At 41.5% G+C, this 8,494-nt stretch carries 6 protein-coding genes, 14 tRNA genes and 2 rRNA genes; 3 read left to right on the top strand and 19 right to left on the bottom strand.

Going from position 1 to position 8,494, the window contains the following annotated elements; genetic code table 11:
• Positions 1-167 precede the first annotated feature (167 nt).
• Positions 168-1,520, bottom strand: a complete 1,353-nt coding sequence (locus tag DX933_RS10200) for a dihydrolipoyl dehydrogenase family protein (RefSeq protein ID WP_190279487.1) — start codon at positions 1,518-1,520, stop codon at positions 168-170.
• A gap of 399 nt (positions 1,521-1,919) precedes the next feature.
• Here DX933_RS10200 and menC point away from each other — a divergent pair, with 399 nt between their 5' ends.
• Complete coding sequence (menC, locus tag DX933_RS10195) at positions 1,920-3,029, top strand: o-succinylbenzoate synthase (RefSeq protein ID WP_123316339.1); 1,110 nt, start codon at positions 1,920-1,922, stop codon at positions 3,027-3,029.
• Between the two features lie 35 nt (positions 3,030-3,064).
• Here the strand turns inward: menC and DX933_RS10190 are convergent, their stop codons facing one another.
• The gene (locus tag DX933_RS10190) at positions 3,065-3,997 is read right to left on the bottom strand and encodes a manganese-dependent inorganic pyrophosphatase (RefSeq protein WP_123316338.1); all 933 of its coding nucleotides are present in this window, start codon (positions 3,995-3,997) and stop codon (positions 3,065-3,067) included.
• A gap of 178 nt (positions 3,998-4,175) precedes the next feature.
• Here DX933_RS10190 and DX933_RS10185 point away from each other — a divergent pair, with 178 nt between their 5' ends.
• Both DX933_RS10185 and DX933_RS18465 read left to right on the top strand, forming a co-directional pair.
• Positions 4,176-5,288, top strand: a complete 1,113-nt coding sequence (locus DX933_RS10185; protein ID WP_123316341.1) for an NAD(P)/FAD-dependent oxidoreductase — start codon at positions 4,176-4,178, stop codon at positions 5,286-5,288.
• A gap of 80 nt (positions 5,289-5,368) precedes the next feature.
• Positions 5,369-5,530 (top strand): hypothetical protein, encoded by a 162-nt coding sequence (locus DX933_RS18465; RefSeq protein ID WP_190279486.1) that lies wholly within the window; start codon positions 5,369-5,371, stop codon positions 5,528-5,530.
• 336 nt (positions 5,531-5,866) lie between these two features.
• On the opposite strand, the gene DX933_RS10180 is transcribed toward DX933_RS18465, so the two are convergent.
• The 17 genes from DX933_RS10180 to DX933_RS10100 all read right to left on the bottom strand — a co-directional run.
• Positions 5,867-6,493, bottom strand: a complete 627-nt coding sequence (locus tag DX933_RS10180; RefSeq protein ID WP_123316337.1) for a YczE/YyaS/YitT family protein — start codon at positions 6,491-6,493, stop codon at positions 5,867-5,869.
• A 103-nt stretch (positions 6,494-6,596) separates the two neighbouring features.
• Positions 6,597-6,680: transfer RNA gene (locus DX933_RS10175), tRNA-Leu, on the bottom strand.
• A gap of 10 nt (positions 6,681-6,690) precedes the next feature.
• Positions 6,691-6,764 (bottom strand) — tRNA-Cys (locus DX933_RS10170).
• A 15-nt stretch (positions 6,765-6,779) separates the two neighbouring features.
• Positions 6,780-6,854, bottom strand: a tRNA-Gly gene (locus DX933_RS10165).
• Between the two features lie 3 nt (positions 6,855-6,857).
• Positions 6,858-6,933: transfer RNA gene (locus tag DX933_RS10160), tRNA-Gln, on the bottom strand.
• Positions 6,934-6,942: 9 nt separating this feature from the next.
• A tRNA-His gene (locus DX933_RS10155) sits at positions 6,943-7,018 on the bottom strand.
• Between the two features lie 13 nt (positions 7,019-7,031).
• Positions 7,032-7,102, bottom strand: a tRNA-Trp gene (locus tag DX933_RS10150).
• 13 nt (positions 7,103-7,115) lie between these two features.
• Positions 7,116-7,200 (bottom strand) — tRNA-Tyr (locus DX933_RS10145).
• Positions 7,201-7,209: 9 nt separating this feature from the next.
• Positions 7,210-7,285 (bottom strand) — tRNA-Phe (locus tag DX933_RS10140).
• A gap of 66 nt (positions 7,286-7,351) precedes the next feature.
• Positions 7,352-7,428 (bottom strand) — tRNA-Asp (locus tag DX933_RS10135).
• Between the two features lie 61 nt (positions 7,429-7,489).
• Positions 7,490-7,566: transfer RNA gene (locus DX933_RS10130), tRNA-Met, on the bottom strand.
• Between the two features lie 79 nt (positions 7,567-7,645).
• Positions 7,646-7,721, bottom strand: a tRNA-Val gene (locus DX933_RS10125).
• 28 nt (positions 7,722-7,749) lie between these two features.
• Positions 7,750-7,824: transfer RNA gene (locus tag DX933_RS10120), tRNA-Glu, on the bottom strand.
• Positions 7,825-7,840: 16 nt separating this feature from the next.
• A tRNA-Ser gene (locus DX933_RS10115) sits at positions 7,841-7,933 on the bottom strand.
• Between the two features lies 1 nt (position 7,934).
• Positions 7,935-8,009 (bottom strand) — tRNA-Asn (locus DX933_RS10110).
• Positions 8,010-8,066: 57 nt separating this feature from the next.
• Positions 8,067-8,182 (bottom strand): 5S ribosomal RNA (gene rrf, locus DX933_RS10105).
• Between the two features lie 140 nt (positions 8,183-8,322).
• Positions 8,323-8,494 (bottom strand): 23S ribosomal RNA (locus DX933_RS10100); the annotation flags it as partial.

Below are 8,494 nucleotides of genomic sequence, written 5' to 3'. Positions count from 1 at the left end.
AGACTCCTCTCGTTATTTAAAGTTGGTTTGACGGCCATCTTCTATTATAACGTTTGGAGTTTTTTTGGATACAACTCTAAAAGTTTCGTTTGCACACAGGCAGAGCCTGTGGTTTAAAAAGATTAATGTAAATCGGCATTACCTTCATTTGGTAATGCCGATTATACTTATTCTTCCAGCATGGATGAAATATCAGAAATAGCTGTCGGAAATACGTATACTGCCTTACGAAGCTGTTCTTTTGTTAACCTGAGCTGAATTGCCAGGGCAAAGTATTGTATCAAGGCATCGGCATATTCGCCAAGTATGTGCGCACCGACGATTTGACCTGTATTACGATGGACCAGAACCTTCGAAAAAGCCGTCTCTTCATCTGTCACCTTATACGTGAACCAATCTGTTAGATCATGTGTAATTACATCTATCTGTTGACTATTTTCTTCCGCTACTCCAACTGACATACCAACGGACGCAACTTTAGGGCTTGTGAAAACAACAGAGGGCACACCTGTATAATCCAACGTTTCTGTTGATTCCCCTGTAAGATACTGCCCAAGTAAACGCGCCTCCATACCTGCTACAGGCGTCAGCGGCATTCCCTCTGTATTTGCTACATCCCCTGCAGCAAATACATGTGGATTACTGATGCTCTTCAAATTCTCATCTACGTTTATCCCATTTTTGTCATAATCGACAGCACCTTTTTCTAAAGCTAATCCATCTAAATTTGGAATTCTTCCTGCTCCATGTACAACCATATCCGCATCTAAAGTAAGCAATGTATTATCTTTTTTCATCGTTACCAATAAACGATCATTCTTTTTTTCAATTGCTTCAGCAGCACAGCCTACATGCACTTTAATGCCTTTCATCTCTGTTACCTGTACTAGTTTTTCTACCAGGTCAGGATCAAACCCTTTTAGCGGAAGATTACCTCGTTGAATAATATGCACTTTGCTTCCGGCACTCGCTGCAATATGAGCCAACTCAAATGAAACATATCCGCCTCCAATAAAGGCAATTTCATTTGGCAGCTCATCCAAATCTAAAAATCCGTCACTATAGGTGAGGTACTCCTTACCTGAAATCGGCAATGGTGCGGGTGTAGCTCCAGTGGCAATCACAATATGTTCTGCCATCAATTCTTTATCATTAACTTGTAGCTTGTTCTTTGAGGTAAAATGAGCTGTTCCATAAAAGGTTTTTATTCCTTGATCACGCAAATCATCTTCTTTTGCTGTTGGTGCTGGTTCTGTGAAAGTACGCTTAAATGCCATCAAATCCTGCCAATTTATCGCTCCTGTATTAGATAATCCATGAGGACGCATTCTATCCAGACGGTCTTTTTCACTAGCATATTGCGCCAACACTTTTTTGGGAATACAGCCGTGTAATGGACAGGTTCCACCATATTTTTCCGCTTCAATAATGGCAGTTTTCATTCCTTTTTGATTACAAATGGCTGCAATAGAAGAACCTGCTGGACCTGATCCAATGACGATAACATCAAATGTATGCATAACCAATCCTCCTTTAAAACATTTTCCCCTCATGTAGTTTATCTAAACGGATTGCTTTTCATGGTAAAATAAAGTGAAACTACAATCAGGGTGAATTTTCGCACTTCCCCCACGGATTGTTAGTTGAACCAATCAGGCTTTTACTGGCTGTTGATCCCCCACTTACAATCCTTGTGATCAACAAAAATTCTGATGTGGGGGGCTTACAGCCAGTTAATCTGTGATAAAGTGAAACTTCAATCAGGGGGAATTTTCGCACTCCCCCACTGATTGTTAGTTGAACCAATCAGGCCTTTACTGGCTGTTGATACCCCACTTACAATTCCTGTGATCAACATAAATTCTGGATGTGGGGGGCTTACAGCCAGTTAATCTGTGATAAATAAGGAGGAGTTTGCCTTGAATTTACATCAAATCACATTACATAAATTATCCATGCGTCTGAAGCATCCCTTTCATACAAGCTTTGGAACCATACAGGATAAAGAAGTATTCCTAATTGACGTTATGGATATGGACGGCCGGCATGGGTTTGGAGAAACAGTCGCTTTTTCATCCCCTTGGTATACGGAGGAAACCGTGGAAACCAATTTTCATGTGATGCGAGACTTTCTTATACCACTACTTCGAGAGCATCCCATTGCCCATCCAGATGAAGTTGCAGCATTATTTTCTGTCATCCGTAGAAATTCGATGGCTAAAGCGGCTTTGGAAACGGCTATTTGGGACCTTTATGCAAAACAAAAAGAACAAACGTTGACAACAACAATTGGCGGCACAAAAGCACAAATCGATGTTGGTATTAGTATTGGCATGCAATCTACATCTGAAGCGTTAATAGATAAAATTCATGCTGCCTTGGAACAAGGATTTAAACGAGTAAAGTTAAAAATCAAGCCTGGACACGATATTGAATTATTACGTCAGGTACGCCAGCATTTTCCGGAGCTGCCCTTGATGGCTGATGCAAACTCCGCGTATACGCTACGTGATTTGGCAACACTGAAACAATTAGATGAATTTAAATTAATGATGATTGAACAACCATTGGCACATGATGATATTGTCGATCATGCCACATTACAACGAGAAATAAACACACCCATTTGCTTGGATGAAAGTATATGCTCCTATGATGATGTAAGGCATGCGATTACATTAAATAGCTGTCAGGTTATTAATATTAAACTAGGCAGGGTTGGCGGTCTTTATGAAGCGAAGCGAATCCATGACCTTTGTGCTGAACATGGATTATCCGTTTGGTGCGGAGGAATGCTGGAAGCTGGAGTTGGTCGAGCACATAATATTGCTTTATCTGCCCTTCCACATTTTAATTTACCAGGAGACACAGCGGGATCGAGTCATTATTGGGAGCAAGATATTATTTCGCCCAAAGTAATCGTGCATAACGGGTATATTACTGTTCCCCAAACTTCCGGAATCGGCTATGAAATAGACTGGGATGCAGTCAAATCCTATCGAACAGCACAATGGACCTATACGATATAAAATGAGCCTGTCATCGCATGACAGGCTCATTTCCATTAAGCATTGATAAATTTATCTGTTAATACTGGTACCAATTGTTTTTTACGGGAAACAACACCTTTTAATAAAGCACGCTGGTTTACGAGCTGTACGGCAAATGCCTGTTCAACCATGTCGGTAGCTGTTCCAGCAGCCAGTACTTCGGAATCATTATTAATAATATCAGTTACAACAAGCAGGAATAATCCAAGTCCTTTTTCCTCAATGGTTGCTTGCATAGCAGCTTCCAACTCTTCCTGCTTCGCGTAGACTGCTTCAATATCTACTGCATTAACCTGGGCAATTTCAACCTTTTCTCCACCCATTGAAAATTCCTTCGCATCCATAGATAGTAACTCTGCAGCTGACTTATCACTTAAATCTGCCCCAGCCTGAAGCATGTCAAAACCATACTTTTCCAGGTCAACACCTGCAATCGCTGCTAATTCATGAGCAGCAGTAACATCTTCTTCCGTACATGTAGGCGATTTTAATAGCAAGGAATCTGAAATAATAGCTGATAGCATTAGTCCAGCCATATTTTGTGGAATCTCAATATGGTTTTCCTTATATAGCTTATTTAATATAGTCGCCGTACACCCAACTGGCTCTGCGCGAAAATACAATGGTTCCTTCGTTTCAAAGTTAGAAATACGATGATGATCAATTACTTCGGAAATGTGTACATCTTGAATATTATCTACACTTTGTTGAAATTCATTATGGTCTACCAATATCACATGATCTATATCTGCATCCACCTTTTCAATAAAACGCGGTGCATCTACTTTAAAATAGTCTAAAGCAAATTGAGTTTCTTTATTTACCTCACCAAGTCTTGCTGCTTCAGCTTGTACCCCTAGAGTCTGTTTCAAATGTGCATAAGCTAATGCGGAACAAATTGTATCCGTATCAGGGTTTTTATGACCAAAAATAATTGTCTTTTCCATCATGCAGTCTCCTTTGTTCATCTCATTCTATTATAGATAATGTCTATATTTAAGATTACCATTTTGTCAAAGCTTTGAATAGTATTTTACAATAACTATCATGGTCGATATTTTACTTTTTTTAGGATTCCGCTTATAGTTGGAATGATGGAATATGCAACTGGAAGAAGGTTATACAATGAAAGTAATCATCATTGGGGCGGGAATTATTGGATCAACTGCTGCCTATAAATTATCTAAACAAGGCGCTGAGGTGACCGTAATCGATCGAAACGAAAATGGTAAAGCAACAGATGCAGCCGCTGGTATCGTTTGTCCGTGGCTAACGCAGCGTAGAAATAAAGCATGGTATCAATTAGCCAAAGGTGGCGCCAAAATATATCCAAGTCTGATGGCAGAGCTTGAGGAAGATGGTGAAACAGAAACTGGCTATTCCAAAGTCGGAGCCATAACGATACGAAACATTGACCAAAAGCTGGACACTATCTATCAATTAGCTGTTGAACGCCGGAAAGATGCTCCGGAAATTGGTGAGGTTTCCCGATTAAATCCGACAGAAACAAAAAAGCTATTTCCACTTGTTCAAGATGGCTATAGCTCCATACATGTAAGTGGCGCTGCCAGGGTCAAAGGACGTCAATTGCGCGAGGCATTGCAACGTGCAGCTAAAAAGCATGGCGCAGCATACATAACAGGAAATGCCACTTTAACACAAATAGGCAATCAACAGGCAGCGGTTGAGCTAGATGGAAGGCAAATACAAGCAGATATTATTATCGCCGCTAACGGTGCTTGGATGAAAGAATTAATGAACCCTCTGGGTATCGATTTAAATGCTTATCCGCAGAAAGGACAAATTATTCATCTAAGTATGGAACAACAAACAAAACATTTTCCAGTTGTCATGCCGCCCAATAATTTATCGATTGTTCCTTTTAAAGATAGATTAGTCATAGGTGCAACACACGAAGATGATTCAGGATTTGATTATCGGTTAACTGCCGGAGGAGTACATGAAATTCTGTCTAAAGCAATGGAAGTGGCACCTGGTATAAAGGATTTTGAAATTCTGGAAACAAGAGTTGGCTTTCGCCCGTTCACCCCTGGTTCCATGCCAATTGCCGGTCCTGTCCCTAACTTTAAAGGGTTGTATGCTGCAAACGGATTAGGTTCATCAGGTTTAACTACTGGTCCATACCTTGCCACCGAATTAGTACAAGCCATTTTAGGGAAAGAAACTGAAATCGATCTCTCGCATTATGATCTCCATCATGCAGTCCAATATAAATAAATTATCTTTTTAATATGTACAAAAATTCTTCTTTTTGCTACGCTTTAATAAAGAGAAGATTCTCTAAGGAGGTATCTATTTTGAAAGGAAAGATAGTAATATTAATCGTTATTATCGTTACATTACTAGGAATTGCCCTCGCATGGTACATGTTACGTGATACCATTGAAAAATATGATATTGATGAGCGCACCATGCAAGGACCCCAAATTATTCAAACGGACAATACACATTTCATATAAAGTGAAACTTCAAGGCCTTTACTGGCTGTTGCCCCCCATACAATTCTAGTTATCAACAAAAATGCTTGATGTGGGGGACTTACAGCCAGTTAATTGGTGATAAAGTGAAACTTCAATCAGGGGGGGTTTTCGCACTCCCCCCACTGATTGTTAGTTGAACCAATCAGGCCTTTACTGGCTGTTGTTCCCCCACTTGCAATGCTTATTATCAACAAAGATGCTTGATGTGGGGGGGCTTACAGCCAGTTAATCGGTGATAAATAAAAAAACCCTATCTTTTGAGATCATATCCCACAATATTTCCAAGGGAATGATAAAAGCAAGGGTTTTTTTATATCAAATGACTTGTTTCCGATGTGATGAATCCTTCGTTAAATATTCTACAAGCTGCTTACACTTTAAATAAGTCAGTTGAAATAATGGACTTTGAATGAAGGTGATCAAAAAAGTAAAAATAAACACTGGGCCGCCCAGTAACAATCCTAACACAAGTACAAGACTTTCAACGACTATTCGTACTTTTCCAATCGATATACCTGTTTTATCCGAAATAGATAACATAAAGCCATCACGTGGTCCTGCCCCAACCATACCGGCATTATAAACACCGCCACCTATTCCCATTAAGACGATACCAATCATCATGATGCTAATATCTATCCAGAAAATACCCGGACGAGGCAAAAAATCCAACCATAAATAACTATCAATTAATATTCCTACTAGGAAAGCATTTAGAAACGTACCAATTTTGATATAACTTTTATCCAGTATAAAAGCAATGATTATTAATAGGATACTGCAAATAATATTCCATGAACCAATAGAAAAACCCAATTTATTATACAATCCAATATGAAGCACATCCCAAGGGTGCACACCCAAATATTGCATTTGAATGGTTATGGTTAACCCCAGGCTAAATAACAATAAACCAATAAAATAGAATGCCCAGCGAATCATAAATGAATCTCCCCGCTTTATAACACTATCGTACATCTAAATCTAAAAAAGACGACGCTCCAACGATAATAAATCGTCCAAACGTCGTCTCTATACATTCGAGTACCAGTGGTCGGGGTCGAACCGACACTCCCGTGAGGGAACGGGATTTTGAGTCCCGCGCGTCTGCCTATTCCGCCACACTGGCATGTGGTAAATGGAGGCGGCAACCGGATTTGAACCGGTGATAAAGGTTTTGCAGACCTTGGCCTTACCCCTTGGCTATGCCGCCAGGTAAAATACAATATGGAGCGGAAGACGGGATTCGAACCCGCGACCCCCACCTTGGCAAGGTGGTGTTCTACCACTGAACTACTTCCGCAAATGGCTGGGCTACTAGGATTCGAACCTAGGGAATGACGGGACCAAAACCCGTTGCCTTACCGCTTGGCTATAGCCCAATAAATAGATGGGGCGGTCGATGGGACTTGAACCCACGAATGCCGGAGCCACAATCCGGTGCGTTAACCACTTCGCCACGACCGCCGTGAGACTAATACAGGGGTAGTAGGAATCGAACCCACATCAAAGGTTTTGGAGACCTTCGTTTTACCATTAAACTATACCCCTATGTAATGTGAAATGGTGGAGGGGGGCAGATTCGAACTGCCGAACCCTGAGGGAGCGGATTTACAGTCCGCCGCGTTTAGCCACTTCGCTACCCCTCCATTAAAAAATGGTGGCTCGGGACGGAATCGAACCGCCGACACAAGGATTTTCAGTCCTTTGCTCTACCGACTGAGCTACCGAGCCATAATTATTCCAGATTCTCTTTGATTATGCAAAGTTAATACTTTTACTATGTATCTTGTTTGAAAATGGCGGTCCGGACGGGACTCGAACCCGCGACCTCCTGCGTGACAGGCAGGCATTCTAACCAACTGAACTACCGGACCATATTTAGTTGTACTTACGCACTACTGAATTGAAAAATCTATGTAGTGAGATGAAGTAAATTGGTTGCGGGGGCAGGATTTGAACCTGCGACCTTCGGGTTATGAGCCCGACGAGCTGCCAGACTGCTCCACCCCGCGATATGAAATAGTATTTAATTTAAAGCATTTTAAGATAACATGATGTATAATCTTAAATGATTTGCATGCTTAAATGGAATGGTGGAGGATGCAGGGCTCGAACCTGCGACCCCCTGCTTGTAAGGCAGGTGCTCTCCCAGCTGAGCTAATCCTCCCCAGCACGCGTAATGAATCTAGTAAAAATGGTGACCCGTACGGGATTCGAACCCGTGTTACCGCCGTGAAAGGGCGGTGTCTTAACCGCTTGACCAACGGGCCAATTAAGAGAGTAGAATGGCGGAGAGCGAGGGATTTGAACCCTCGAGACCACTTTCGTAGCCTACACGATTTCCAATCGTGCTCCTTCGGCCAGCTCGGACAGCTCTCCATGGCTCCACAGGTAGGATTCGAACCTACGACCGATCGGTTAACAGCCGATTGCTCTACCACTGAGCTACTGTGGAATACTAACAAATATACTGCTATATCAGAGCTATGCTATTATCTTACTAAAAAGCTTTGCCCGGCGACGACCTACTCTTGCAGAGGCGATGCCTCAACTACCATCGGCACGGAAGAGCTTAACTGCTGTGTTCGGTATGGGAACAGGTGTGACCTCTTCGTTATAGTTACCAGACATTTATGTATAATGTAAAACTAGCGACAATAAACATTATAATTGTTTTTAGGAAAAAAGCAAGTAAATCTTATATGAAAGATATTTATACCCTGAAAACCAAATAAGCGATCATCCAATGACATATCAACCAAAATAAGTTAGTTAAGTCCTCGATCAATTAGTATCCGTCAGCTGCACGTGTCACCACGCTTCCACCTCGGACCTATCAACCTCATCGTCTTTGAGGGATCTTACTCACTTGAAGTGATGGGAAGTCTCATCTTGAGGGGGGCTTCATGCTTAGATGCTTTCAGCACTTATCCTTTCCAC

The organism is Ornithinibacillus gellani (assembly GCF_003730295.1).
Classification (GTDB): domain Bacteria; phylum Bacillota; class Bacilli; order Bacillales; family Amphibacillaceae; genus Ornithinibacillus_A; species Ornithinibacillus_A gellani.
This window is presented reverse-complemented; position numbering and strand designations above follow the sequence as displayed.